This is a genomic window from Paenibacillus sp. J22R3, from assembly GCF_056269305.1.
In genome coordinates, this window is sequence record NZ_JBWDNS010000003.1 from 28714 (window position 1) to 54794 (window position 26081).

Genomic DNA, 26081 nt, shown 5'->3' on the forward strand with positions numbered 1-26081 from the left:
ATCATCTTGGGTTCCAGAGAAGTGTTCATGCTTCGATTCTTTATGTACGTTATCTATACCACACAAGCACTTGTCGTTTCTTATTTTCCGTTGTACTTCATGGACCGTGGCTATACAGCCGGTCAAATTGGCATTATCTATTCAACCGGGCCGATCATATCGATATTCGCGAACATCATCTTCGGAACTGCAAGTGATCGCTATCGTACGATCAAGAAAATAATGACCCTTCTCATGTTCGGACAGCTGGTCATGGTTTCACTGCTCTTCACGACAGATGCGTTCGTTATGGTCTGCTTCATTATGCTGGCTTTCTATTTCTTTCAGACGCCTGTCAATCCGCTGAGCGACAGCCTGATTCTGTTATCCAGTCAATTTACATCGAAGCCTTATGCGCTCATTCGAGTGTTCGGTTCGCTTGGCTTTGCATTGTCGGCTTTTCTGGTCGGTCAGCTGCTTAAGGTGACTGGCACGCAGATTACGATTCCGCTTGCTGTGGGCTCAATCAGTCTCGCCCTGCTGCTTTCCTTTGCTCTTAAGGATTATCAGGGAACGAAGCGAAAAATCGAATTTGGCGGGTTCCTGAAGCTCATTCGTAAGCCAAGCATCCTAAGCTACTTCGCCATCGTGCTGGTCGTTTCCGTAGCGCACCGAATGTATGAAGGCTTCCTGGCTGTGACATTGAGGGAAATGGGAGCAGACAATTCGCTCGTCGGCATTGCTTGGATGGTGTCCGCCATAAGCGAAATTCCTGTCCTCTTCCTGCTCGGCAAGTACGGGCATAAATTCAAAGAGCTTCCTCTACTGGCCATCGCCAGCCTGATGTATGCGCTGCGCTTCTGGCTCATCAGCGAAATTACAGATCCGCTCTGGATCATCCCGATTCAGGCGATGCACAGCATCACATTCGGGATCTACATGGTTACGGCGCTGCGGTACCTATCTTCCATCATTCCCGATGAGTTCCGCTCCTCCGGACAAGCCGTTTATGCGATTGTCTGGAGTGGTTTTGCCGGTGCAATCAGCGGAACTGCCGGCGGCGCGATCTTCGAGCAGTTCGGCAGAACAGCCTTCTTCCAACTGGCGATGACGCTGGCACTGGTCGCATCCATCGCTTTCCTTGCGAAACATTTCATCAATCGCGATGCTTAACCGACACAACAAACAAGCCCCATCGCAGTTTCATCTGCGATGGGGCTTTGCTTCATATCTATTCTTCGTCCGACAGCTCGAAGTTGACGTAAACGTCTTGAACATCCTCGTTATCCTCGAAGGCATCCATCATCTTCTGCAGCTTCTCTGCATTCTCGCCTTCTGCTGCGACCGTGTTTTGCGGCAGCCACTGAACACTTGCCGATTCAAACTTATGTCCAAGCTTCTCAAGTTCCGTCTTTACGGCCTCGAACTCGTGCGGATGCGTAATCACTTCAAAGCTTTCCTCATTGACGATAACATCCTCTGCTCCGCCTTCCAGCGCCTGCATCATCATCGTATCCTCATCGGTGTCCAGCTCTTCGCGGTCAATGACGAGCAGTCCCTTCTGATCGAACATATAGGCAACACAGCCGCTCTCGCCCATATTACCGCCGCGTTTATTGAAGATCGAACGAACATCGGCAGCCGTACGGTTCCGGTTGTCCGTCAAACAGCGGACCATGATTGCCGTGCCGCCTGGGCCGTATCCTTCGTACATGATTTCTTCATATTCCACACTATCGTTGGCGCCTGCAGCCTTCTTGATGGCACGTTCAATGCTGTCCGTCGGCATTTGCTCGGCGCGAGCTGCCGCGATCGTATTCTTGAGCGCAAAGTTCGACTCCGGGTTCGGTCCGCCTTTGCGCGCATGAACGTATAGCTCTCTTGCCAGCTTAACGAATTTATTATTTTTAGCCTGATCGGCCTTCCCTTTACGGTCTTTAAACAATTTGAATTTCATAAGCTCTAATTCGCTCCTTAGCAGAGGTAAAATAATTTCCATTCATCAGTTTATCATCTTGTCCATGTTGAGGTCAAAGGCCGCAAACAAATAAAAAAACCCGACATCATCATGTCGGGTTCATCTAAAGCGTTTACGTATGAGAAGCTTCCCGGCGGAAGCTGCATAGCTTACAGTTTGGTAACGTTTGCCGCCTGCGGCCCGCGATTGCCTTGTGTAATATCGAACTCTACGGACTGACCCTCATCCAGGGACTTGAAGCCTTCACCTTGAATTGCGGAATAATGAACGAACACGTCCTCGCCATTCTCAACTTGAATGAAGCCATAGCCTTTTTCTGCGTTAAACCATTTAACTGTTCCTTTCAAATGAACAACCTCCTAAAAATGAGCGCGACCGTGAAACCGGGCGACTTGCTTTATTATACACTCGATGCCCAATATTGTGCAATTAAATATTGACAAAAAGGACGAGTTGTGGTAATGGAATCTTGGGCTACTTGACCAGTTTCTTCGCAATGGTCGCTCTGATTTCATTCAGAAGGGCTACTGAAGCATCAATTTCAACTTTTCTTGTCGATACGCTCTCTACGCTGCACCCGAGCGGAATCCCCTTCTCCAATCCGAAATCGAAAATCTCTTCAAACATGCGATGAGACAGCATGACGGATTTATCCAGAATGTCTTTGGAATGCTTCAAATCATTTTCCAGCCATTTCGGGATGCTAATGCCAAGCCATTTCATAAATTCCAGCGTCTTCGGCGAACCGCAAGGCGCAAGATTGATCAAGATCGGGACCATGTCGATTTCCTGATCTCTGCAGTAATAATAATAATCCGACAGGAAATTCTTCGTCGCTTCAATATTGTAGGTTGCCTGAGAGATAAAGAATTGGCAGCCGCTGTTCATTTTCTGGACCACACGAAGATGCTCATCGTTCTTCATCGTATGTCTTTCGGGTATCACGACACCACCGAAGCTCAGGTTCGGGTCCATGCGTTTACTCAAATCATAAGCCTCCGGAAGACGCATGCTCGTTGCCTGCTTGCTTGAAGAGGCTCCCACATATACGGAGAATCGGTCTTGATCCGTCTCTGCCTGCAGCCATTCCGAGAACTGATTCGAGGAATAGTTGCCTACGCAGCGATAAATGATTTTGGGAACCGATAACTCATTCAGGTACTCATTGCTGTATCTCGTGGGATCGACTGTCCGCAGAAAAGGAAACGGCCGATCTTGATCGATGCGATCGCTCTCCTCCTGTACGTCGTACAAGATTAAGCCATCTATTTGTAAACCATCCAGGCGCTCAACTTGCTTCTGAGCGATTTCAGCGATTTTATCCGGCGTATGCGACTCCTTAGGCGGTGTCATGCCATATGTAATGATGCCCGGTTCTTTTCTGACAATTCTCTCTCTGAGCAAGCTATCCACTTCTCCACTTCCTTCGACTATAATTCGCAAGCTGTTCTATCGACCTCATAGTAATTCGCGAACCAAATCCATTTATCCTTTTCTCCCCTTAAAGCCGCTTCAGCTGACAGCATGAGACCATGAAATATTTGATTTCTACCCTATTTTATGGCTATCATTGTATGAAGCATCAAGCTATTTACAGAGAGGGATGGTCCTTATGTTTAAGAAGGTTCAAATTTATAAAACAGATAAATACAATATGCTGAACGTTGAAGTACAAGGCAAGACACTCATTGTGCGCGAAATCAACGATCAATGGGGCGAAGAATGCCATACGTTCGTGAGCCGCCCGGAAATGCTGCACTGGGCAGAGAACCGCTTCCGTCCATCCGATTTCTCCGGCCGCGAAGAAGAGCTGAGCGCCATTATGGAAGCCTTCAGATCGGTCTAAATTCGAAGCTTACATGCAGGAGGAAAATTCATCCTGTGTATCGAACATAACCATGTATCAACCTGCATAGGTTGTGCGGAGGGGAGCTACATTTAGGTGGATAAGACATCTACGATTATATTCATCATTGCCGCTTTTTCACTCGGAATCGTCATCATCATGCAGCGGAATAATATTCCGCCCAGCTTGCGCAGAGGGCTTGCCATTGCAGCGATCGTATTTATTGCTTTTGCCTTTTTCCTGATCGTGTACAGTTTGACAACGATGGGGACATAAGGAACCGCCTGCCGGGTCAAACTAGAGTCACAACCTTTCAGGGAGCGTGACTTCTAGCGTGAAATGGCTGCCGATTCTATTATCGCTCTCACTGCTGCACTCCAGTCAAGCTAACGTCCTGCAGCGTGAAGCACCCCATTCTGCTGATTCCGCCACAACTACCAACCATCATGCGAGGAGGGTTCCCATGAACCAAGTACCAAAACGCTCCGAAACCGCAGCTGAGCACCGCTGGCAGCTGGAGGACATTTTCGCGGATCAATCCGCATGGGACAAGGAATATGCACAAGCGAAAGAGCAGATGAAGAAAGTAGAAGCTTATCAAGGTAAATTAGCGGACCCGGCGCAGCTCAAAGCTTGCTTCGAGCTTGAGGACGAGCTATCGCTCAAAGTAGAACGACTCTACGTGTACGCGAACATGAAGCATCACGAGGATACGGCAGAGCCGGGCTTCCAAGCTCTCTCCGACAAGTCGAAGAAGCTGAGTGTCGAAACCGGCGAAGCGCTCTCTTTTATTACGCCTGAAGTGCTTAGTCTCTCGGATGAAGCGCTCCAAAGCATGATCAATAACCCAGATCTCGCGAAGTACCGCCACACGTTAGAAGAGATGAGCCGTCAGAAGGCGCATGTGCTCTCCAAATCCGAAGAAGCGCTGCTCGCGCAGGTCGGTAACATCAGCCAAGCTCCGGGCACGATCTTCAGCATGCTGAACAACGCCGACTTGAAATTCCCGAAAGTGAAGGACGAGAACGGCGAAGAAGTTGAATTGTCCCATGGCCGTTACATACAGTTTCTTGAGAGCAAGAACCGTGAAGTGCGCGAAGGTGCTTTTAAGGCGATGTACGATACGTACGGCAAGCTGAAGAACACACTCGCTTCCACGCTTAGCGCCAATGTAACGAAGAACCTGTTCTATTCACGCGCTCGCAAGTATCCTTCTACGCTCGAAATGTCGCTCTACGGAGACAACATTCCGAAGGAAGTGTATACGAATCTCATCGGCACCATTCACAAGTATCTTCCGCTCATGCATCGCTACATGGAGCTGCGCAAGAAGCTGCTAAAGGTTGATGAGCTCCATATGTATGACCTGTTCGCTCCTCTGGTAGATGAGTTCAAAATGGACATCACCTTCGAGGATGCGAAGAAAACCGTCAGCGAAAGCTTGAAGCCACTCGGCAGCGATTATTTGGCGGTGCTGCAGGATGGTTTCGATAAAGGCTGGATCGATGTCTACGAGAATGAAGGCAAACGCAGCGGCGCATATAGCTGGGGCGCTTTCGGCACCCATCCTTACGTGCTGCTCAACCACAAGGATAACCTAAACAGCATGTTCACGTTGACGCACGAGATGGGCCACGCGCTTCATTCCTACTATTCCGACAACAATCAGGATTACCGTGACGCGCAATATACGATCTTCTTGGCCGAAGTGGCCTCGACGCTCAATGAGGCACTGCTCATGGATTACATGCTGAAGAAGTCGACCGATCCGAAAGAAAAAATGTACCTGCTGACCTACTATGCTGACCAGTTCCGCACAACGGTCTTCCGCCAAACGATGTTCGCTGAATTCGAGAAAATCATTCACGAACGCGCTGAGGAAGGCGATTCCTTGACGCCGCAGGAGTTCAGTAAAATCTATTACGACCTGAACAAGCTGTACTATGGCGACGGTATGGTCATCGATAAAGACATTGAGATGGAATGGGGACGTATCCCGCATTTCTACACCAGCTTCTACGTGTACAAATACGCGACGGGCTTCTCCGCAGCTACCAGCTTCTCCAAGCAGATTCTGGAGGAAGGCGCCCCTGCAGTTGAGCGTTACCTTGGCTTCTTGAAGAGCGGCGGCAGCGACTACTCCATCAATATCTTGAAGAAAGCCGGCGTCGATATGTCGACCCCGGAACCGATCGAGCAAGCGATGAGCGTGTTCGAACAATTGATCGAGCAAATGGAGCAGCTGACTTCTTAAGCTGCCTGAGCCGAGAACGAGAAAGAGCAGCCGAGCCGGCTGCTCTTTCTCGTTGCGCGGTTATTACGGCTGGGACGGCGTCCGCAGCGAAGCAAACAATTCGGTCGCTTCGGCGAACGAAGCCACAGCGCCATCCAAGCGCTGAATGAGCTCTTCATCCAGCTGCAGTCCGCCGGCTTCCGTTTTCTTAATTTGTGAATCTACGGCATAAACGCCTGCAGAGACATGTCGCGTATATAACGCCGAAAGCACCGGTTTAAGCGCATAATCAATCGTTAGCAAATGTGCAATCGTTCCGCCAATGAACAGCGGCAGCACAACCTTCCCTTCCAGGCCGGTCTGCGGCAGCAAATCCAGATAGGTCTTAAGCACACCGGTAAAGGAAGCTTTGTACACCGGACTTGCTACAATGACAGCATCTGCATCCGTGATCTGCTTATTGGCATCTTTAATCGCTTGGCTGTCCCAGCGAGCTAATATGAGATCTTCTGCCGGGAGCGAGGCTACATGAAGTGAGCTCACTTCCCAGCCGAGCCCTTGAAGCTTGGCTTCCGCGTAATCGGTCAACCCGTTCAAACGAGAAATCGGATTCGGACTTCCTGAAATAATGACTACTTTCGGCATTGCTCTTCACACTCCCGATTTATATGCTAAATTAAGCTTGCACTGGCAATCCATCTTATGGGATTAGTATACTAACACAATTCCGATATGTAAACTATGAATAGTATAAAAATAATCCGGGAGACTTGCCCTTGATGTTACAGGCCCGTCTTCCCGGATCTCAACTCTTTATTTCGCTTCAGGCGGATACAGAATGATGCGGCCTTCTTCCATCTCTACCCGCACTTTATTCTTCTCTTTGAATTCATCCGCTTGCAGATACGAAGCCGGGATTTGCAGCCGCCCAGCTTTGTCGATAACGGCATACTCCACATGGCTTTCTTCAGCTTCGAAAATGCTGCCGTTCGCAAGCGCCGCAAGTTCCTCCGCATACGATTGTCGTCTGATGATCTCAGAAGATGTTTTACCGTCGCGGATCGCTACAACCCGGTCAACTTTACGGGCGAGCATGGGGTCATGCGTAACGATAACAATCGTTATGCCCATTCTGCTGTTCAGTTCCCGGAACAGGTCCAGAATTTGATTGGACATGCGTGTGTCGAGCGAGCCAGTCGGTTCATCGGCAAGCAGCAGCTTCGGTTCGTTCGCAAGCGCAATGGCAATGGCAACCCGCTGTTGCTCTCCACCGGAGAGCTCGCTCAGCCGGTTCTTTATGCGGTGGCTTAGACCAACCGCCTCCAGCAATTCCAGCGCGCGCAGCCGTTTACCTCGGCCTTTCAGCAGAATCGGCAGCTCCACGTTCTCCAGCGCAGTCAAATACGGAATCAGGTTGCGCGCGTTGCTCTGCCATACGAACCCTACCGTCTCCCGTTTGTATTTGACCAGATCGCGTTCCGTAAATTTAAGCAAATCCTTACCGTCAACTAGCAGTTTACCGGCGGAAGGGCGATCAAGCCCTCCCAGCATGTTCAGCAGCGTAGATTTGCCGCTGCCGCTGTTGCCGATAATCGCCATCAGCTCACCGGCTTCAACATGAAGGTCAAGCCCTTGCAGAGCAACGACCTCCAAGTCATCCGTCTTATAAATTTTGACAAGCCCGTCGCAATGAATCATGTTTTATTCCTCCCCAAGCTTCAGCGCTTGCGTAATTTTCATACGCGAAACCCGAATGCCGAGCACGGCTAGTCCAATTGTCAGCATAATGCCTACGACGCTGTATAACTGAACATAATCGCTTAGCTGACGGACAATTTCGAATGGCGGCACTTGATCCGAAGCGTTGAAGGACAGCTGGAACAGCGGAACGAACTGACTGCTCACCGCATTTCCGATCAGTACTCCAAACAGGATTGCGGCTGCTGAAGTTAACAGCTGTTCACTTAGCAGCATGCCGATTATCTGCATAAACGAAATCCCCATCGCTCGTAAAATACCGAATTGCAGCGTCCTGCCCGATAACGTAAGCACCCAGAACAATAGAAAACCGAAGAAGCTGATCATCATCGAAATGACGAAGCCAAGCGTCATCACGCCGTTTATCGCCAGTCGGAACGGATCGTTCTTCGAGCGGATCAGCAGCTGATTAGCATCCACCAGCTTCTCAACCGGTATTTCTTTCTTCTCTAAGTCTGCGTAAATAATCGAGCTCGTAGCGCCTTCCTTCAGCTTAATCCATACCTCATAGGGTTCAAGTGCGAGATGATTCTGAATATACGATAGATGACCGACAATTAAATTCGGCAGTCGCACATTCGGATCGTCCTGATTACCTGACTGGGGCAGCGGATTCCATCCCGGCCAATAATCGATAATCCCGTACACGATGAAATTCGCACTGTCGAGCCCTGCCCACTTAGCCGAGACCGGGTCGCCCGGCTTCACCTTGAATTTGTCGGCGATGGATCTGGAGATGAGCACCGCCTTTGGGTTACTGGCAATCAGGTTCAAGTAGCTGTTGATCGGATACTCCAGCAGTCCCCCGCGCATCCATGCTACTTTACCGAATTCATACGTATCGATTCCGTAAAGGGATGTCCCGCCATTCTGCCCATTAGCTGAGAAATTGGCATCGTCCTTCCGGAACACGCGCGCTGCTGTATCCACGCCGGCAAGCTCTGTCATCGTAATGAACGAAGGCTCTGTATACGTGACAACCTTCGGAGCTTGAACCGCTGATGCATCATCCGCATTAACCATAGCGGGCATACCTGCCGGCGCCGGAGGCGGCTTGTCGTTATCCCAGTGAACGGACAATTGAATATCCGAGCCTGTCGTGTATTGAATTTTATCTTCCATATTCCCATTGATCGTACGTGCCGCATTGGCGCTGAAGAGCCCCATTGCCACGGTCATGATTAGGAACACTTTGATTGTTAAATACTGCGATGATGATCGGCTGATCTGCAGCAGGGTGGAATATAGTGCAGGTGTCCACCATCTTCGACCGATCCAGAAAACCAACTTAATCAGCCACGGATAGATCCGAAGAATGAATAGACCTGTTCCCAAGCTGAAGATTGCAGGCATAAAGAACAGCAACGGCTCGACTTGGATCGCGTTCGGGTCCAGTGCGAGTGCCTTCAAATCGGCCATCCGTTTGTTAAAGCCGTACAGCATGTAGATCGCAATCCCCAGCAAAACAATGTCTATGCCTGTTTTGTGCCAGAAAGACATTTTGTTGGAGCGAGCCATCTGCTGTTTGTGTCCGACAATTGAAATGCGCGTTGCCAAGAATGCCGGAACCAGAATGAGAAGAATGGAGCCTATAACGGCAGCACCGGCAATTTTATAAGAGGTGCTGTTCAGTACAACATCCAGCGAGGAGCGCTGCACGAACTCCAAGAATCCGCTTGAAGCCCCTAAAATTTTGGTGAAATAGACGCCTATGAATGGGCCAACCGCAAGCGCCAGTATACCAAGCAAGAGGCTTTCGACCAGAAAGACGAGCATAATTTGCAGACGGCTTGCACCGCGGCTGCGCAATACGGATATCTCCGTCTTCTGTCTATCAATGATCAGATTAGCTGCCATGTACAAGTAGAACGCAAGCATGAACATGACCGGTGAATATAAGGACCAGAGCATGATGTCGAGCTTGTCTTTCTTTACCGTATAGGTAGCAATCGAATTCTTAGCCGGCATGTCCACTGACGAAATGCCAAGGCGCATGTTGAAATAATTGTTCATGGCTGTATATTGACCCAGATACGTATCGATACGGTCGATATTCATCTGTTCATAATTAAGCGAATACTGCCAGGAAAGCACAGAAATTTTCAACAATCCTTGGTTCTCAATGAAATCACGGTTGAACTGCTTGAACGGAATATAGAAGGACGTATTATACGATTCCACATTGAACTGATCATACGCATTGTCCTGTTTCGACTCCACGATTCCTACCGGAATAATGTGCAGCTGCTGACCTGTATCCTTATTCGTATAAACGAACTCATGATCAAGATCACGCTTAAGATCAATGATGAACTTCTGCGTAACCAGCGCTTCGTAAACACCGTCGCTGCGATTCGCATCAGGCATCCGTCCGTCAATGAGATGCACCCGCTTCTCAATATCCGAGACGGTACGAAGGCTTCCCGTCACGCTCATTTCTTTCTTCTCACGTTCGGAGGCATCGACAGGCAGTATTTTGAAAGACTGTGTTGCCCTCGACATGATATACGATTGCGACTCCAAGCCAAGGCGCTGCGGCGCATTGTACATATACCGATCCGCTTTGCCGATCAAACTTCTGATTTCGTCAAAATTTCTCGTTCCGGAAACCGAAGTAGAGGCTCTTAAGGAGCCCGGGTAGACGTTCTGATCCTTCTGAAGCTGTTGAAGCTCTTTAAATAACGTGCGCTGCAAAATCGCATGCGAGTATAGCGGCATGGAGCTGAACAGTGCTACGCAGATCGTAAGCCCAAACCATAAATTAAGCTGCAGCCAACGATTCTTCGCCATTTTACGAAAAATCATCGTCCAGATTGCCATCGGTTCACCTCTTCTCTTCTCATGAGCTGAAATTAGTTATTCAGGATCACTTTCATGCCCGGATCTAATCCCTTGACGATTTCGACTTCAGTTGATGTCATAATCCCCGGCTGAACGTCGATTTCTTTGCGGCGATCGCCATCCAGCGCTTGTACGTAGGTGCGTCCCAAATAAGTGCGCAGGCCGCTCCGCGGTATGACTACGACATCATCACGCTTCTCAAGCACGATATGAATGTCGACTGTTTTGCCGAGCTCGAATGTCTTGTCCGGTTTGTTGATGGCAATATAGAGCAGCCTCGTATTGCGATCGTCGATTTCCTTGTTTAACGTAATCGGCGCATCCGAAGGGGATTGCAGCACTTTACCTTCTAATTTCTTATCGCCCGCTTTAATCTGGACGGCCATGTCGCGTTGCACGCCGGCAATTTGCTTCGGATCCTCAGCCGTGTAAATCAAGTAAAGCTGCGTCGGGTCTGCAACAGACACAAGCGGCGTATATCCGTTCAATCCATCACCAGGCGACTTCGTATCCAAATAAGCGACGATCCCGCTGATTGGTGTCGTTAATTTCGCGGACTCAAACTGATCATTCATCGAATCAAGCATCAGCTGTTCCCGCTCCAAATCGATCTCCTTCATGCGCAGATCATTACCGGTAACACCGCTCTGCTTCACACGGAAATACTCGATCTGAGCACGTTCCAAACTTAGCTTCTGCAGCTTCACGCGAAGGTCCAAATCCCCCATATCCAGCTCGGCCACCAGTTGTCCGGCCTTCACTTCATCGCCAAGCTTCACGTGAAGCTCCTTCAATCTTCCGCTTTCCTTATAGAAGAGGGGCACATTCTTGCTCGATGCGACTACAGCCGCACCGGAGAAGCTCCGCTCAATTGTCGCCTTCTTCACTTCGATGGCATCTACCTTCTCCGCAGCTGGCTGCACAAGCGGCGGCTGCAGGACAACTTGCTTCTGCGGCAGAAGCGAGCAGCCGGATAGCAGCGAAGCCACGACCATTACGGCGGCGGCCTCCTTGACGAACAATCTGCGGCGATGTTTACGCGTTAGGTTCTGAGACAATCTCTCCATCCTCCAATGCAATAACATGATCGACGATTTCCATAATCCCGGGATCGTGTGTCGTCATGACAACGGTCATTCCCAGGTTCTCCACAAGGTCACGGAATACTTTAATGACCTGCAGCCCCATCCGGCTGTCCAGCTCGGCTGTAGGCTCATCCGCCAGCAGTAGGACCGGTCTATGCGCAATTGCTCTGGCAATCGCTACACGCTGCTGTTCTCCCCCCGAGAGCTCGGGCGGGCGATGCTTCATGCGGGATTTCATGCCAACCCACTCCAGCGCTTGTTCGGCGCGCTCCTTATGCAGCTTCGAATCGCTGCCTGCGATGCGCAGCCCAAACTCCACGTTCTCGTATGCGGACATTAGAGGAATAAGGCCGAAGGCTTGGAAAACAAGGCCAAGGTTCGTTCTGCGCCATGTGCTGCGCTGCTTCTCGGGCAATCTGGAAATAATTTGGCCGTTAAAGTAAACGTCGCCTTCCGTCGGCTGATCCAGCGCTGCCAGTAAATTCAGCAGCGTCGTCTTGCCGGAGCCGGAACGACCTTTAAGCGCGATCATCGAGCCTTTCTTAATCCTCAGGTTAATATTCTTGACAGCGGTTACAGAATTGTCACCGCGGCCGAATACGCGTTTCACATTATCCGCTTGGAGCAGCGGAAGATTGCTGGCAATCGGCGATTCCGCCGTATGAATCTTCACGTGCGGCCATTCTCCTTCCCGAATCTATGAATTCGTTTACATTTCAATCTGTAAAAATTTTCTATTAGAGTTAGGATACTAGGCGATACCTAGGCTGTCAACCCGAGAAACCACTCGAATTATACACAATTGCATCCAAAAACGTGAACATTAGGTTGATTATAACTCGTTGGACATCCATTGGGATAGTCTTAATTCAGTGAGCGCGCAGCAGTGAGTTTCTAGAAAAAGGCGCAGCCTATGATTAGCGCCAGCAAGCCGGCCAGCGCCGAGGACGCGAAATTCACCGCGTCGTTGGTCATCCGGGCGAAGCCGCGGATCCGCTGCACGGCGTCGCTGCTGCCGCAGTGCTCGGCGCGCTCTGTTTCGCTGCCGCATATCCGGCAGCGGTACATCACTTGCACGGTCGCGCCGAGCAGCGAATCGGCGAAAGCGCCGGCCGTGCCGGCGCAAGCCGCGGCTGCGAGCAGCGCGCCCGGCGTGACGCCCGCGGGCGCCGGCGGCGCGGCGTGCAGCAGCGCCGCGGCTGCGCCGATGAAAGCGGCGCCGGCCAGCGCGGCGAAGCTGCCAAGCGGCGTGACCCCGCCGCTCGTGCCGGGCGCAACGCGCCGCCCGCTAAGCAGGGCACGCGGAGCGCGGCGGCTGAGCGCGCCGATCTCCGTGGCCCACGTATCCGCGTTCACGGCGGCCATGACGCCGACGAATGCGTACACCCATGCTGCCGCAGGCCAGATGGCATGCCCCGCGCACAGCAGCAGCCCCAGACCGCCATTGGCCCACACCTGAGCGGCATCACGGCGGCCGCTCTTGGCATATTTCGCCTCGGCGGCCTGCTTAGCGGAATGTCTTCGCTTCCATTTGGACCACAGCGAAGAGGATAAGAAGAACGCCAACAGCGCACCGAACCACAGCGGTCCGCCTAATGCCACATAGCCCGTCCCCATAACGGCAGCCGAAACAGCCCCGCTCCCCGATAAGGAGCGGAGCCGATAGGCTGCCAGCGCGATAACGGTGCTTCCTACTATCCCCGCTGCCAGCCGCGCTATATCGGAACTCCAAATATCGGTCATCGTTTCTTTCACGCTCCATACTCCCATTTTTTACATAAGCTTAAGCAGGATTCAATAAAGTTTTGTTGAATTGATACTGTCGAAGAATATACTTTTTTGTCATTTAAGGAGCGTTCGATTGCATATGTATGATCGTCATCAACGTCATGATGAAATTCCCCCACTGTCTGACGCCGCAAATGAACGGACGCCGGAAGAGCTGCTTCGTATTATATTTGATTATACCGCCAAAATCGGTGGAGAGCGAAACTTAAAGAGCGTACTCCTGCTTATGGCCAATATGGGCCGCGAGATGATTATGGCAGATCGATGTACCGTGTGGCTCATCGACCATGCCCGTAAAGAACTGTTTACAACCATTGCCCATGGCGTTAATGAAATCCGAATTCCGCTCGGTACCGGCTTTGTCGGCCATTCGATCGAGACCGGCAATTATTTATTAATCGACGACGCTTACAGCGATCATCGTCATAATGACGAGAATGATCGCCGTACCGGCTATCGAACGAAATCGGTTATCACCGTGCCATTCGTCGGTAATGACGGAACCATAATCGGTGCATATCAAGCCATTAACAAGCTGACGCCGCAAGCTGCCTTTACGCAGCGCGACCTCGAGCATTTGAAGCTGGCAGCCTCCTATGCCGGCAAATCGCTTGAATCAGTTATTCTCCATGAGGAAATCGTCGCTACGCAGCGCGAAATCATTACCGTAATGGGGGAGATCGGCGAAAGCCGCTCCAAAGAAACCGGCAACCACGTCAAACGGGTAGCGGAATATTCCTACTTACTCGCAATCGGGTACGGACTATCTGTAGAAGAAGCTGAATTGCTCAAGATGGTTTCGCCCATGCATGATATCGGCAAGGTGGCCATTCCCGACTCGGTCCTGCTCAAGCCAGGTAAGCTAACCGAGGAAGAGTTCGACCAGATGAAGCTGCATACAGATATCGGCTATAACTTGCTCAAATCCTCCAGCCGCGAGCTGCTCAAAACCGCAGCAATCGTCGCCTATCAGCATCACGAGAAGTGGAACGGCAAAGGATACCCGCGAGGTATAAGCGGAGAGGACATCCATCTCTACGGTCGGATTACAGCCATTGCGGACGTATTCGACGCGCTCGGCAGCGAACGCGTGTACAAGAAGGCTTGGGAGCTTGAACGAATTCTGCAATTATTCCAAGAGGAGCGCGGCCATCATTTCGACCCGAAACTTGTTGATGTCTTGATAGAGCAGCTCCCTGCGATTCTGGATATTCGAGATCGATTCCGTGATGTATAGGCATATTGGTATAAATTAAACGGCGGTGCAGAGACATAGCACTGCACCACCGCAAGGCTGCCCGAGAAAGTCGCGGCAGCTTTTTTTTGCCCCTTGGAGATAATCCGGAAAGAATAAATTTCTAACGGTTGCCAGCGTGTCTATTTCATGAAAATTAGTCTTTTTGAAACGCTAACGGTTATGACAGACGTTATTTGCAGCAAATGGGGCGATTCATAGAGGAAAACGTTCAAATAGGCTCGCTGGCAACCGTTAGCAAATAAAAAGGGTAAATTTAAGCTAAATAGCCACTGTCACAACCGTTAGCGTTGGAAGCGACATAGCACATAGCTCTACAAGCAAGCGGTGGTGCAGAGACATAGCTCTGCACCACCGCTTTGAAATTAGCTCTATAAACGCTCATTCTTCGCCTGTGCGAAGCGATCCGGATAATTCGTACAAATCATAAGCGCGCTGTCAAGCGCGGCGAGCCGCTTCATCATAGGCGCGTCATTCACGGTCCATGCCATTACGTCCACTCGTGCAGCGCGCATAGAAGCAAGCAGCTGATCCGTTACACGCGTATAGCCGACAGATAAGAAATTAGCGCCTAAGCGCTCCAAATCCGTTGTCAGCGTCCAAGGTGACGCATCCAGGATAAGTCCGGTCCGGACCTCCTTGGTCAGCTCACGCACGGTCCGCAGCGCCTCACGGTCAAAGGAGGTGATGACGGCATCATGCTGCAGACCGTTCTTGTACAGCAGCTCGACGACTTTCTTCTCCATGCCGGGGTAGCGGTTGCCGTAGGTTTTGAGCTCCACATTAAGCCGGCAGCGGCCGATTGTTGCGTCAACCACTTGCTGAAGCGACGGAATGCCTTCGCCTGCGAAAGACTTATCGAACCAGCTGCCTGCGTCCATCCTGCCAAGCTGCTCCGCCGTGAATTCATGTACGCGACCTGCTACTCTTGCCGTTCGCCGAAGCGAGTCATCGTGGATGACAACGGGTATGCCGTCCTTCGACAGCTGTACATCAAGCTCGATCCACTGCACGAACGGAAAACTAAGCGCCTCCCGAAAAGCGGCCATCGTATTCTCCGGCGCAAGTCCTGAAGCTCCGCGGTGGGCAACACACGGATTCAACATCAGCTTCACTCCTTAGGTTGAATGTTCCCTGCTTCATCCACGGTTGCATGGAAGGAAATACTCGACATGCGCTTCAATAGCGCGACTCCCTCTTCACCTGCCAGAGGGGCCGGCTGCGACTGCACCGCACGCATCGGTTTAAATTTCAGCGAGCAATCGCCTTTCACATTACAAGCTGCATCAAGGACGCCGGTGTCCTTCGTTTTGTCCGGCGTCATGCCGCTGAATATGAAATTCCCTAGACTGTAGGCAATCCACTTTCCTTTATACGACTCAAATCCTTGAAGAACATGAGGATGACTGCCGATTACCAAATCTGCCCCTGCATCAATATATTCATGAGCTAACCGTTTCTGATCGTTATTCGGTAAATCCTCGCGTTCAATTCCCCAGTGCACCATGACTACGACAATATCGGCTTGCTTCTTCGCCTGCTTGATCGCGGCAACCGCACGAGTAGAATCATAGGTTTCCGCTAAGCCTGCATGATCCTTCGTAGCCTTCCAGGAACCGACAGGGATAACTCTTGTCAATCCGAGGTACGCAACGCTGATCCCTTTAGCCTCCAGCAGAACGGGCTTGAACGCTTCCAGCTCATCGCGTCCGGCACCCATATTGGGAATGCCCTCTTCATCGAGATGGCCGATCGTATCCAGCAGCCCCTCTTCGCCTTGGTCCAGCGTATGATTATTGGCTAAATTGACAACATCGATGCCGGCTGCCTTCAAGGCAGGTAGTGCATCCGGCGATGATTTATAGACATATTGTTTATTCTCTGCCGGCGTACCGCGCAGGGTAACAGGCGTCTCCAAATTGACTGCCATCAGGTCCGGCGTCTTCAGCTCATTCAATACTTTCGCGTACGGGTACTCATAACCGTTCTTAAGCATCAGCTTCTCTACGGAAGCCGCCAGCAAAACATCACCTGTAAAAGATAAATTCACTTGCTCTCCGGCATCCGGCGTAATTGTGCCGCCAGCCGCAGCATCATTATCGGATGCAGATGCAGGATCATCTGCGATTGGCTCAAAGATTGTATGACCTGATTCCGATGATGGATCATCTGTCTCAGGCGTATCTGAAGATGTATTGGAGCTGGCAGCATTATCGTTCCCGGCATCCGCGGCTTGCCCGGCATTATCGCTTCCGGCAGGTGCATTATGTTCATTAGCCGCTGTATTCAGCTTCTCGTTGCCATCCTGTCGCTGCACGACATAAACGACCGCAAGTGCACCGATGATTAACAGCAGGACTAGGTTGATCGCAAACAAACGTTTCATTCTGCGTGCACGTTGTTGTTTCTGATGTTGACGAGATTCAGAGCGGGAAACAGGCATAGTAGGTGAGCTCCTTTTCTTCAAACGATGACCCATTCATTATACACCATATTCCGGGCGCTTTTGGAAGCTTTTTCATCAAGGTGATACGGCCGTCGCCGTCCTATCGGCGGAGAAGCGCGTTTCAACTCCGGTTAAATATAAGCATGGTATCAGGTGAAACTTATACCTTCTTATATTTTTAAGAATCCGAGTTCACCGAATAAACCATGTAGTCATTTTGCCATGCTCCGGCAACAAGTCCTTGGCGCTCCAGATGGAATAAATGGGCAAGCGTCTCTGACATCGCAAACCTCAAATTATGCGTATTGCCGGCAATCCGTTCGCCGAAGAGCCGCATGCATAACGTATAACCCGTCATCGGTTCCGCTTGAATCAGCTCGCGTATTTGAAGCAATCTCCGTTCATGGTGAGCCGCAAGCTGAACAATCCGTTCGTTGAAATTCGCGAAGGGATCCCGATGCCCCGGAAAAGCAAGCTCAACCTCGTAGCCCTTCAGCTCCTCCAAGCTATCCAGAAACTGCCGGAGCTGATCATGGTTTTCACCCGGCACTACGCTGATGTTCGGCGTAATATCCGGCAGCACTTGATCGCCGCATAACATCCATTTCTTAAGCGGCTCGTAGAAACATAACTGCCCCTTTGCATGCCCCGGGCTGTCGATCATATGCCACTTGGAATCGCCAATCGCCATCGTCTCGCCTGCTACCAGAAACGTGACGGTCGGCTGCGGCGATACTTTCTCCACGAAGCTAACCAGATGTGGGGCGATTTCCTCGACGACCGAATGCGGCATTCCTTGCTCGGCATACAGCTCCGTCAGCGAAGCAGCAAATTCCGCCCCAAGGTCAGCTCCCCACAAGCGCTGTGTATAGGCATAAGATTGCTCGGAAATATAGACGGGAGCTCCGGACCTCTCTTGAAACCATCCCGCCATTCCGTAGTGGTCAGGATGCTGATGCGTCAGAATAATGGTGTGAATCGAAGCGATTGCGATCGATTGCTCAAGCAGCGCCGCGGACCAAGCCTGCACAGCCTCATCCGTATGTAGTCCCGGATCGATCAGCGTGTATCCAGCGGAGTCTGGGATCAAATAACTGTTCACCCATCTCAGCGAGAACGGCAGCGGGACTTTCACCTGCAGGATTCCGCCATGCCACTGTGTCACCATCGATTTTGCCCCCTCACTCACGATAAAGCCCTGCCTTTCAGAATCATCCGCGGCGAATGTTTCTCCTCATAGGGTCGCCCTTCATAGTCACCAAAGCGGTGCTCCAGCTCAAGCCCCGCTTCCCGGAGTGCTTGTTCAAACCAAGACAATGGAAACAACCGAACCCGCTCCTCGTAACAGCGATATGCCTCATGTCCCTCTTGAGCAGTAATATGGATTTGCTTCACCACCCAGCCTTCTTCGGTGCCTCTTTGCTCTCTAATATGCAGCCCTGTCTCTGAATCCGTACGCTCCGAATGCGGCACCAGATTAGCAGCTACGTAAGACGGGTTCATGAAATCAATTAGGAATGCCCCCTGCGGCTTGAGCACTCTGCGAATCTCTCGGATGACGCGGTGATTGTCTGATTCAAGCTCGAAATAGCCGAAGGAAGTGAACAAATTGACGGTCGCATCGAAGCTGCCGTCGGCGAAAGGAAGCTCTCTCATATCCCCTTGAATGAGTGCATGAATATGTCCTTCCTGATTATGCTCGCGCGCTTTCTGCAGCAATGATTCCGACAAGTCGATGCCGGTAACGTTGTAGCCGAGCTGAGCCAAGGCTAGCGCGTGCCGGCCCATTCCGCATCCGATATCGAGTACAGAGGCTCCGGGCGCAAGCTCCAGCCATCCCGCCATGGTTTCAACCTCACGCGCCGCCTGCTCCCAATTGCGGTGCCGATACACAATCATATAATCGGAGCCGAAACTGCGCTCATACCATTTCGTCATACCCGCTTCCCCTCTCAGTGCCATCTCTATTTTATTGACTCTTATTGTACTTCACCCTTCGCTATTCTGGCAAAACACACATGCAGCGGCATAATTTTCATCACAAACATCCATACTATGCCAAAGTTATTGAAAATCTGGCGATAACGCCATTCGTTCCGGAAAGGGGAAAGCCATCATGCTGAATCGAGTCAACACCTTGTTTGCAGAGTCGCGGGACTTGACGATGAATCGCTTGCAGAATGATACGCTTAAGATCGAAATCGCTTATATTGCTACGCTTTGCGACGAAAGCAAAGTCAGCGATTTCATCCTTGTCCCATTTACGAAGCAAGAACATCCCTTTGAAGAATTGGTCATGACCAATCCTGTCTTTAAGCGTCTGGACGACCCTGCCAAATGGGCGGATACGATTCTCCACGGCTTTGTGCTGATGCAATTAAACGGAAACATCTATCAGCTTGATGCCGCACGTATTATCCGGAACGAGAATCCGCAAACGATGGTCGAAACCGTCATCGCAGGTCCGCAAATCGCGTTAAGCGAAGACTTGATAGATTCGGTTAATATCATTCGCAACCGTTATCCAAACCCGGAGCTCTCCGTGGAGGAGCGTACCGTCGGCACGATGTCGAAGACAAGAGTTCTGCTGATCTTTGATAAACGACGTGTTGATCCGACCGTTCTTACCGGAGTTAGGGAGAAGCTGGATCGGGTTTCTATCCCGATGATTTCGGCGACCGGTGAATTAGCACGGGCTCTCGGCGATCGCTATCGGCTGTTTCCGTCCATGATGCTGACAGAACGCCCGGACCGAGTATGTACAGGCATTCAGAACGGCAAAATCATCCTGCTCATTCAAGGGTCCATGTTTGCGCTTATTTTGCCTGCAACGTTCTTCGACTTTATGAATGCCGTGGATGATCACTACGACTCATTCTGGATGACACGCTTACTGTTGATTCTCCGGTATTTGGCGGTCATTCTTACTGTCGCCTTGCCAGCGCTCTATGTGGCTATCGTCTCCTATAATCCGGAGCTCTTTCGCGTCCAATTAACCTTCTCCATTGCTGGCAGCCGATCTGCCGTGCCTTATCCTTCCTTTATCGAAGTGTTCATTATGTTGTTTATGATCGAAGCGCTCATTGAAGCCAGCGTCAGGCTGCCCAAGTATATCGGTTCGACTGCGACTACAGTTGGCGGTCTCATTCTGGGACAAGCCGCGCAACAGGCCGGACTCGTCAGCAGCATCATGATTATCGTGACCTCTGTTGTGGCGATTTCCAATTTTGTCATTCCCGTCAATAATATGTCGGGGTCGATCCGTTTTCTGAAATATCCTCTTATTATCCCTGCGATTTTCTTTGGTATCTCCGGGGTAACCATTGGCTTGTTCTGTTATTTGGTGTATTTGGCTGACATGCGGAGCTTTGGAAAACCGTACTTCCGCATTAATAACAAATCAGCATCGCAAAGCGGCGACATTGGGCAGGTGAATCAAGAATGATTCGTTACTATTTTTACAATATCATTCTCGTCAGCAATCTGAATCTCATGATGTTTGTTCCGTATATGCTCCTTAATGACCGTTATACAGGGTCTGTTTCCTCTATGATTTGCGCTGCTTTCTTCGGCAGCTTCTTGGCACTGATCTATACCCATGTCATGAAAACCTTCCCGGGCAAGGGCCTTCCGGAAATATTGGCGCTCTATTTCCCCAAGTATATCAATATTCCGATATTGATACTGTTATCTGTCATGTGGTACGCAGCGGCTGGAATCGCCATTACTGCCTATGCGGTGCTCATTAATCGTTTTTTCAACCCGGATACAAGCTCCATGCTCGTACTGTTCATTCTTGTCGGGGCCTGCATATATACAGCAACACGCTCTACTTTAACCATCGCTCTGATTATGGAGATGACCTTGCTTATCAATCTCCCGATTGTTTTCTTTATTCTGTTTAAAGCGTCAACCAATCCTTATCTGGACTGGGATGCCATTCGAACCGTCGCCCAATATTGGCGTGTCCCGCCCAAAATAGAACCTTTTGCCGCTGCGACCTTTGTATTTACGGGGTATTCCAACTATGCCATTTTCAATCGACTTAACCCGCCGAATTTCAGATTACGCTTCCGCTGGGCGATGCCGATCCTCTGTACGCTGATTCTATTGCTCTCTTTCTTCGTCCCCATCGGCTTTCATGGAACTGAAGCCGTTGGCTCGTATTTATACGTTTGGTCGGTAACTTCAGATTCCATGGTGCTTGGATACGGGTTCATTGAGCGCGTTATCTTCTTGTTTCTGTTATTGTATCTAAACCTTACGCTCCTTTATACGACAACGGGCTGGCATATCGCCATGCAGATGATAAAGAGCTGTTTGCCCAAAGCAAAGCCGGAGATCGACCCCGTTCGCACAGCTGCCTCGAATTATGTGATCGTTTCGATTTTTGCTGTCTTAACGATGATCTCGTTCTACATCTTTAATGAAAAGCAAAGCTTGATCATTACCAGAGGCTGGCTGCTGATTCGTTTATTTGCCGAAACGGCGACGGTATTGTTCTTCTTCATTCTGAGTTTGATTGCACGCCGAAAGAAGTTGACATCATGATCATTAAACGGATCGCTACAAAACTAACTCTGATCGTCTCCCTCGCTGTGCTGCTCGGGGGCTGTGGTTTCAAAGATATCGATAAACGTTTCTTCGTCCTGGCCATGGGAATCGACGCCCCAGATGAAGGCAAGACCGGCTACAAAATCACACTTCGGCTGGCCATACCATCACCGAAAATAGAGCCCGGAGCAGCTCAAACACAGGTGGAAACGATTCACGCCTCCACCATAGCCGAAGCTCTCCGCTTATTGAAATCTCATGTAGATAAGGAACTGGATTTTGGCCATTGCAAGCTCTACCTGCTGGGGGAAGGGCTGGTGAAATCGGATTATACCGATTCCCTTCGGTGGATTTCCCGCCGCCGCGATGTGTCGAACATTGCTTATCTGGCCATCGGCAAGCCTGACGCGAAGACGATTCTGAACATTAACCCGCCTGCTGAGCGTTTCCCGGGCAATACGATCTTCCTGCTGTTCGGTAAAGACGGGACCCAGTCCTCTTACATCGTCAGTGTCTATATGTTTGATTTCATGCGACGCGTGGATGAACGCGGTATGGATCCCATCATGCCGATCATGCGGCAGGAGAAGAATGGTTACGTCGTTGCGAAGCTGGGGCTGCTTGATAAGAAGAAGCTTGTCTTGACGCTTAACCCCCGCGAAACCGAAATGTACAATCAAATCCGCAATCACTACAAGAAATCGACGATTACGGCAAAGATCAAAGGAGACACGCTTGTCATCTCCGTAGACCAAATCGATTCCCACTACAAAATAGTCAAAGAGCAAGACGGTTTCGTACTGAAGATGAAGCTGAAATTTGGCGGAATATTCGAGGAAGCACCGGGCGGCATTTACGATCAGAATTGGAAGGAGCTTGAGAAAGCCTTCAATACGCAGGTCGCCGCCGAAGCCAAGAGCCTGCTTGTGAAAGTACAGAAAGCAGGCGTAGATCCGTTTGGTTTTGGACTTCGTTATCGTGCGACTCATGCGGGAACTCCTCGGACTTGGAAAGAATGGGAGTCTATTTATCCCCATTTGAAATTCGAGGTTCAAGCGGATGTTGCCATCGAGGGCTCTGGTTTAACTCGCTAATCACTCACAATTGTAGTAAGCGATTCGTATGACGCAGCTCTGGCAAGCTAGCGGCGCCAATGCCGAACATTGCCGTACGCAGCTCGAACTCAATGCGCTCCATTTGGCGTTGAAGCGACTCACTGCCGATCGTTTGCGGATTTGCCGCACCGGCTAGGAGTGAACGGCCATAACCTGCCAAATCAGCGCCTAGCGCGATCGCTTTCGCGGCATCCACGCCTGTGTTCAAGCCGCCGCTTGCAATTAGGGCAGTGCACGGCAGCGCAGCACGGACGTCGCGCACGCATGCTGCCGTCGGCGTCCCCCAGCCTGCAAAGGCAGCTGCGGCCTCGGCGCGCAGCGGATCGCGAGAGCGGTATTTCTCCACCTGGCTCCAGGAGGTTCCGCCCGCTCCGGCGACATCTATGAAGGCGACTCCTATATCGTGCAGCCTTAATGCGGTCTCGGCATCGATACCCCAGCCAACTTCCTTTACGCCAACCGGTACTTGCAGCTGGCGGCATACCTCGGCAATGCGCTGCAGCAGTCCGCGGAAATTCGTGTTCCCTTCCGGCTGGAATACCTCTTGCAAGCTGTTCAGGTGCAAGACGAGCGCATCTGCTTCGGCAAGCTCGACGGCGAGCCTGCATTCGTCGACTCCATACCCGTAGTTGAGCTGAACAGCGCCAAGGTTGGCTATGATCGGTATGTTTGGCGCTTGCTTGCGCACTTGGAATGTCGAGGCGAGAGATTCCTTCTCGATGGCAGCACGCATAGAGCCAAGCGCCATCACCCAGCCTCTTGCCTGCGCTGCATCAGCAAGCCTTTCATTAATAGCACCAGTCTCCGCTGTTCCCCCGGTCATCGAACTAATGAGCAGCGGTGCTGCAATCGGCTTGCCCAGAAACGTTGAAGCGATGTCGATTTCCTCGAAGTCGAACTCCGGAAGCGCTTGATGGCGAAACCGATATTGTTCGAAGCCGGGCTCCGTGCCGACGCTCTGTACTTGTTCCTCCAGGACAATCCGGATATGCTCGCCCTTCCTCTTCGTCGTTTGGACATGCTCCTCAGCTTGCCTGTCCATCATAGTCGTAGATCCCCCTGTCATCTGCTTTGCTGCAATCATCATGGCATATGCGTGACCTCAAGAGCAAGTTTGCTGGGAACCCCTGTGTTTATGATTATTAATTTCTTAATAATGATTTTTTTAATCATTTTCATTGTCGGTTTTGACAATTTCCTTTATAATAAAATCATAACGAACCTTAGGGGGCACCTCATTATGGAATTGAAACGCTTCGACAACATTAGTGAACTTGACCGTTATGCTGCTCAAATTTTCGCAGATACGATTAAACATAATCCACACGCAACGCTTGGGCTGGCAACCGGCTCGACACCCATCGGAATTTATGGAAAAATGATAGAGATGTACAATAACGGCGAAGTTTCCTTCAAGTACGCAACTACGTTCAACCTGGACGAATATGTAGGACTTTCGCCAAACCATGAGCAAAGCTATGCCCAATTTATGAAACACCACTTGTTTGACCACATCGATTTGCCGAAGGAGCAAGCACATTTGCCTAGCGGCATGGTCAGTGATTTGAAAGCGGAATGCCTGTCTTATGATCGCATGCTGTCCGAGCAGCCCATCGACGTACAGCTTCTTGGCCTGGGCCATAACGGCCACATCGGCTTCAATGAGCCGGATCAAGAGCTGCATGGCGGTACGCATGTCGTGGAGCTTGAGGAAGCAACTCGAGCAGCAAATGCAAGATTTTTCGATACGCCGGATGAAGTGCCGACGAAAGCCATTACGATGGGCGTTGGCTCCATTCTGAAAGCAGACTCGATCGTCCTTGTCGTGAAAGGTGCCGACAAGGCGAATATCGTCAAGCAAGCGCTGCACGGCCCGATTACAACAGAAGTTCCGGCATCGCTGCTGCAAACGCATAAGAAAGTGATCGTGTTGGTCGATCGAGAGGCAGGGAGGTTATTGTAGAGGATGAAAGCGGAGGATAACAATTGGTTCATTACGAATGTGAAAGCAATCGTGCAAGACACGGTTATTGAAGGCGGCATAATCGTAGAGAACGGGATTATTACAGCTATTATTGAGGGTCAATTCCTTCCATCTGAGAACGAGCAGCACCGCACCATCGACGGAAAAGGAAGCTGGCTTGTTCCCGGTTTTATCGACATGCATGTACATGGCGGCTTCGGCGCAGACTTCATGGATGCCAGCCGAGATGCTTATGATACCATTACTAGCTACCATGCTTCCAAAGGTACAACTTGCATGCTGGCAACTACCGTTACGGCATCCAAGGAAGCGATCGAAGCCGTGCTGGCAGCCTCCAATGACTATGTTAGCGGTGAAATGGCATTCGCCAAGCTTGGCGGCGTTCATCTGGAAGGACCGTTTATCAGCGAGCTGTGGCCCGGTGCTCAGAACCCGGCTTTTATTTCACCGCCGCGTGTCGACTGGGTGAAGTCGTGGAACGAGCAGTATCCGGGACTTATTAAACAGCTCACCTTGGCGCCGGAGAAGGAACGGGCTTGCGAGCTGGTCTCCTATCTCGCAGAGCACGGTATCGTTGCAGCTTGCGGGCACACGGACGCTACTTACGCGCAGGTTACGGCTGCAGCTGACGCTGGTTTAACGCAAGCCGTGCATACGTTCAATGCGATGCGCGGCCTCCACCATCGCGAGCCGGGAACCGTTGGCGCTGTCTTGACCGATGAGCGCATCTATGGTGAAATAATCGCCGATGGACATCATGTCCACCCAGCGGCAATCCGACTTCTCGTAGGCTCTAAGCCGTTAGATAAAGTCATGCTGATCACGGACGCGATGTCGGCTGCCGGTCTCGGCGATGGCGACTATGATCTCGGCGGACTCATCGTAGATGTTAAGCAAGGTGTAGCTCGTCTCCGCGAAGGCGGCAGCTTGGCCGGAAGCACGCTGACTATGATCGATGCCTTCCGCTACATGCTTACCCATACGGAGCTTAGTCCCGTTCAGGTAAGCCGGATGGCAAGCGGTAATCCGGCCCGTCAATTGGGTCTTGCTGAAGTGACGGGCTCCATTACGGTCGGGAAACAGGCTGATCTCGTACTGGCGGATGCATCGTTTACCGAAGTAAGCCATACATGGGTGAATGGCCGCCTCGTGCACAGCAGCTAAGGTGAAAACAAATAAAGGGTTATGCAGCGTTAGCCGCCGCGATTGCGGCGGCTTG

24 protein-coding genes are annotated in these 26081 nt (G+C 50.9%); 10 read left to right on the plus strand and 14 right to left on the minus strand.

What is annotated here, in order from left to right; genetic code table 11:
- Positions 1-6 precede the first annotated feature (6 nt).
- Positions 7-1152: an MFS transporter gene (locus AC0YN4_RS14935; RefSeq protein WP_475781920.1), complete on the plus strand. Its 1146-nt coding sequence runs from the start codon at positions 7-9 to the stop codon at positions 1150-1152.
- Between the two features lie 58 nt (positions 1153-1210).
- Here AC0YN4_RS14935 and AC0YN4_RS14940 read toward each other — a convergent pair whose 3' ends face one another.
- The 3 genes from AC0YN4_RS14940 to AC0YN4_RS14950 all read right to left on the minus strand — a co-directional run bounded on the left by AC0YN4_RS14940 (position 1211) and on the right by AC0YN4_RS14950 (position 3370).
- A complete protein-coding gene (locus AC0YN4_RS14940) occupies positions 1211-1936 on the minus strand; it encodes a YebC/PmpR family DNA-binding transcriptional regulator (RefSeq protein WP_090981716.1) in 726 nt (241 codons plus the stop codon).
- Positions 1937-2106: 170 nt separating this feature from the next.
- Positions 2107-2304: a cold shock domain-containing protein gene (locus tag AC0YN4_RS14945; protein WP_090981718.1), complete on the minus strand. Its 198-nt coding sequence runs from the start codon at positions 2302-2304 to the stop codon at positions 2107-2109.
- Positions 2305-2431: 127 nt separating this feature from the next.
- The gene (locus AC0YN4_RS14950) at positions 2432-3370 is read right to left on the minus strand and encodes a methylenetetrahydrofolate reductase (RefSeq protein ID WP_475781921.1); all 939 of its coding nucleotides are present in this window, start codon (positions 3368-3370) and stop codon (positions 2432-2434) included.
- A gap of 199 nt (positions 3371-3569) precedes the next feature.
- Between AC0YN4_RS14950 and AC0YN4_RS14955 the strand changes: the two genes are divergently transcribed.
- From AC0YN4_RS14955 to pepF, 3 genes are all read left to right on the plus strand, one after another.
- Positions 3570-3803 carry a hypothetical protein gene (locus tag AC0YN4_RS14955; protein ID WP_475781922.1) on the plus strand — a complete coding sequence of 78 codons (234 nt, stop codon included), beginning with the start codon at positions 3570-3572 and terminating at the stop codon, positions 3801-3803.
- A 96-nt stretch (positions 3804-3899) separates the two neighbouring features.
- Complete coding sequence (locus AC0YN4_RS14960) at positions 3900-4079, plus strand: hypothetical protein (RefSeq protein WP_090981722.1); 180 nt, start codon at positions 3900-3902, stop codon at positions 4077-4079.
- Positions 4080-4266: 187 nt separating this feature from the next.
- Complete coding sequence (gene pepF / locus AC0YN4_RS14965; protein WP_475781923.1) at positions 4267-6057, plus strand: oligoendopeptidase F; 1791 nt, start codon at positions 4267-4269, stop codon at positions 6055-6057.
- A gap of 63 nt (positions 6058-6120) precedes the next feature.
- Here the strand turns inward: pepF and ssuE are convergent, their stop codons facing one another.
- From ssuE to AC0YN4_RS14995, 6 genes are all read right to left on the minus strand, one after another.
- Positions 6121-6681, minus strand: coding sequence for an NADPH-dependent FMN reductase (gene ssuE, locus AC0YN4_RS14970; RefSeq protein ID WP_475836116.1), 561 nt, complete (start codon positions 6679-6681; stop codon positions 6121-6123).
- A 168-nt stretch (positions 6682-6849) separates the two neighbouring features.
- Entirely contained in the window at positions 6850-7734 is an 885-nt protein-coding gene (locus AC0YN4_RS14975) for an ABC transporter ATP-binding protein (RefSeq protein WP_475781925.1), read from the minus strand.
- 3 nt (positions 7735-7737) lie between these two features.
- Entirely contained in the window at positions 7738-10614 is a 2877-nt protein-coding gene (locus AC0YN4_RS14980; RefSeq protein WP_475781926.1) for an ABC transporter permease, read from the minus strand.
- Positions 10615-10646: 32 nt separating this feature from the next.
- On the minus strand, positions 10647-11693 hold the full coding sequence (locus AC0YN4_RS14985; protein WP_475836117.1) for an efflux RND transporter periplasmic adaptor subunit: 1047 nt from the start codon (positions 11691-11693) through the stop codon (positions 10647-10649).
- On the minus strand, positions 11671-12393 hold the full coding sequence (locus AC0YN4_RS14990) for an ABC transporter ATP-binding protein (RefSeq protein WP_475781928.1): 723 nt from the start codon (positions 12391-12393) through the stop codon (positions 11671-11673). The genes AC0YN4_RS14985 and AC0YN4_RS14990 overlap by 23 nt, the downstream gene beginning before the upstream one ends.
- A gap of 221 nt (positions 12394-12614) precedes the next feature.
- The gene (locus AC0YN4_RS14995; protein WP_475836471.1) at positions 12615-13463 is read right to left on the minus strand and encodes a DUF92 domain-containing protein; all 849 of its coding nucleotides are present in this window, start codon (positions 13461-13463) and stop codon (positions 12615-12617) included.
- 124 nt (positions 13464-13587) lie between these two features.
- On the opposite strand from AC0YN4_RS14995, the gene AC0YN4_RS15000 reads away from it, so the two are divergent.
- The gene (locus AC0YN4_RS15000; RefSeq protein ID WP_475836118.1) at positions 13588-14745 is read left to right on the plus strand and encodes an HD domain-containing phosphohydrolase; all 1158 of its coding nucleotides are present in this window, start codon (positions 13588-13590) and stop codon (positions 14743-14745) included.
- Positions 14746-15134: 389 nt separating this feature from the next.
- Here AC0YN4_RS15000 and AC0YN4_RS15005 read toward each other — a convergent pair whose 3' ends face one another.
- The 4 genes from AC0YN4_RS15005 to AC0YN4_RS15020 form a co-directional block, all read right to left on the minus strand.
- Positions 15135-15869: a glycerophosphodiester phosphodiesterase gene (locus AC0YN4_RS15005; protein WP_475781930.1), complete on the minus strand. Its 735-nt coding sequence runs from the start codon at positions 15867-15869 to the stop codon at positions 15135-15137.
- Positions 15870-15874: 5 nt separating this feature from the next.
- Positions 15875-17206 carry a CapA family protein gene (locus AC0YN4_RS15010; RefSeq protein ID WP_475836119.1) on the minus strand — a complete coding sequence of 444 codons (1332 nt, stop codon included), beginning with the start codon at positions 17204-17206 and terminating at the stop codon, positions 15875-15877.
- 181 nt (positions 17207-17387) lie between these two features.
- Positions 17388-18377, minus strand: a complete 990-nt coding sequence (locus AC0YN4_RS15015; protein WP_475836120.1) for an MBL fold metallo-hydrolase — start codon at positions 18375-18377, stop codon at positions 17388-17390.
- 17 nt (positions 18378-18394) lie between these two features.
- The gene (locus AC0YN4_RS15020; RefSeq protein ID WP_475781933.1) at positions 18395-19147 is read right to left on the minus strand and encodes a class I SAM-dependent methyltransferase; all 753 of its coding nucleotides are present in this window, start codon (positions 19145-19147) and stop codon (positions 18395-18397) included.
- A 178-nt stretch (positions 19148-19325) separates the two neighbouring features.
- Here AC0YN4_RS15020 and AC0YN4_RS15025 point away from each other — a divergent pair, with 178 nt between their 5' ends.
- Genes AC0YN4_RS15025 through AC0YN4_RS15035 form a run of 3 tightly spaced genes read left to right on the plus strand, consistent with a single transcriptional unit; the run spans position 19326 to position 22857 of the window.
- A complete protein-coding gene (locus AC0YN4_RS15025) occupies positions 19326-20654 on the plus strand; it encodes a spore germination protein (protein ID WP_475781934.1) in 1329 nt (442 codons plus the stop codon).
- Positions 20651-21760 carry a GerAB/ArcD/ProY family transporter gene (locus AC0YN4_RS15030; RefSeq protein WP_475781935.1) on the plus strand — a complete coding sequence of 370 codons (1110 nt, stop codon included), beginning with the start codon at positions 20651-20653 and terminating at the stop codon, positions 21758-21760. The genes AC0YN4_RS15025 and AC0YN4_RS15030 overlap by 4 nt, the downstream gene beginning before the upstream one ends.
- Positions 21757-22857 (plus strand): Ger(x)C family spore germination protein, encoded by a 1101-nt coding sequence (locus tag AC0YN4_RS15035; protein ID WP_475836121.1) that lies wholly within the window; start codon positions 21757-21759, stop codon positions 22855-22857. The genes AC0YN4_RS15030 and AC0YN4_RS15035 overlap by 4 nt, the downstream gene beginning before the upstream one ends.
- A gap of 4 nt (positions 22858-22861) precedes the next feature.
- Here the strand turns inward: AC0YN4_RS15035 and fni are convergent, their stop codons facing one another.
- Positions 22862-23923, minus strand: coding sequence for a type 2 isopentenyl-diphosphate Delta-isomerase (fni, locus tag AC0YN4_RS15040; RefSeq protein WP_475836122.1), 1062 nt, complete (start codon positions 23921-23923; stop codon positions 22862-22864).
- A 195-nt stretch (positions 23924-24118) separates the two neighbouring features.
- Between fni and nagB the strand changes: the two genes are divergently transcribed.
- Together nagB and nagA are read left to right on the plus strand one after the other, a co-directional pair.
- Positions 24119-24841 (plus strand): glucosamine-6-phosphate deaminase, encoded by a 723-nt coding sequence (gene nagB, locus AC0YN4_RS15045; RefSeq protein WP_475781938.1) that lies wholly within the window; start codon positions 24119-24121, stop codon positions 24839-24841.
- Positions 24842-24844: 3 nt separating this feature from the next.
- Positions 24845-26026, plus strand: coding sequence for an N-acetylglucosamine-6-phosphate deacetylase (gene nagA / locus AC0YN4_RS15050; RefSeq protein ID WP_475836123.1), 1182 nt, complete (start codon positions 24845-24847; stop codon positions 26024-26026).
- Positions 26027-26081: the final 55 nt, after the last annotated feature.

What these genes read in the sequence shown, in the direction of transcription:
- ssuE (WP_475836116.1), bottom strand. Translation starts at nt 6,681, where the DNA reads ATGCCGAAAGTAGTCATTATTTCAGGAAGTCCGAATCCGATTTCTCGT.
- AC0YN4_RS15035 (WP_475836121.1), top strand. Translation starts at nt 21,757, where the DNA reads ATGATCATTAAACGGATCGCTACAAAACTAACTCTGATCGTCTCCCTC.
- nagA (WP_475836123.1), top strand. Translation starts at nt 24,845, where the DNA reads ATGAAAGCGGAGGATAACAATTGGTTCATTACGAATGTGAAAGCAATC.
- nagB (WP_475781938.1), top strand. Translation starts at nt 24,119, where the DNA reads ATGGAATTGAAACGCTTCGACAACATTAGTGAACTTGACCGTTATGCT.
- AC0YN4_RS15030 (WP_475781935.1), top strand. Translation starts at nt 20,651, where the DNA reads ATGATTCGTTACTATTTTTACAATATCATTCTCGTCAGCAATCTGAAT.
- AC0YN4_RS14940 (WP_090981716.1), bottom strand. Translation starts at nt 1,936, where the DNA reads ATGAAATTCAAATTGTTTAAAGACCGTAAAGGGAAGGCCGATCAGGCT.
- AC0YN4_RS14995 (WP_475836471.1), bottom strand. Translation starts at nt 13,463, where the DNA reads ATGACCGATATTTGGAGTTCCGATATAGCGCGGCTGGCAGCGGGGATA.
- AC0YN4_RS14955 (WP_475781922.1), top strand. Translation starts at nt 3,570, where the DNA reads ATGTTTAAGAAGGTTCAAATTTATAAAACAGATAAATACAATATGCTG.
- AC0YN4_RS15005 (WP_475781930.1), bottom strand. Translation starts at nt 15,869, where the DNA reads ATGTTGAATCCGTGTGTTGCCCACCGCGGAGCTTCAGGACTTGCGCCG.
- pepF (WP_475781923.1), top strand. Translation starts at nt 4,267, where the DNA reads ATGAACCAAGTACCAAAACGCTCCGAAACCGCAGCTGAGCACCGCTGG.
- fni (WP_475836122.1), bottom strand. Translation starts at nt 23,923, where the DNA reads ATGATGGACAGGCAAGCTGAGGAGCATGTCCAAACGACGAAGAGGAAG.
- AC0YN4_RS14975 (WP_475781925.1), bottom strand. Translation starts at nt 7,734, where the DNA reads ATGATTCATTGCGACGGGCTTGTCAAAATTTATAAGACGGATGACTTG.
- AC0YN4_RS15020 (WP_475781933.1), bottom strand. Translation starts at nt 19,147, where the DNA reads ATGACGAAATGGTATGAGCGCAGTTTCGGCTCCGATTATATGATTGTG.
- AC0YN4_RS15015 (WP_475836120.1), bottom strand. Translation starts at nt 18,377, where the DNA reads ATGGTGACACAGTGGCATGGCGGAATCCTGCAGGTGAAAGTCCCGCTG.
- AC0YN4_RS15010 (WP_475836119.1), bottom strand. Translation starts at nt 17,206, where the DNA reads ATGCCTGTTTCCCGCTCTGAATCTCGTCAACATCAGAAACAACAACGT.
- AC0YN4_RS14980 (WP_475781926.1), bottom strand. Translation starts at nt 10,614, where the DNA reads ATGGCAATCTGGACGATGATTTTTCGTAAAATGGCGAAGAATCGTTGG.
- AC0YN4_RS15025 (WP_475781934.1), top strand. Translation starts at nt 19,326, where the DNA reads ATGCTGAATCGAGTCAACACCTTGTTTGCAGAGTCGCGGGACTTGACG.
- AC0YN4_RS15000 (WP_475836118.1), top strand. Translation starts at nt 13,588, where the DNA reads ATGTATGATCGTCATCAACGTCATGATGAAATTCCCCCACTGTCTGAC.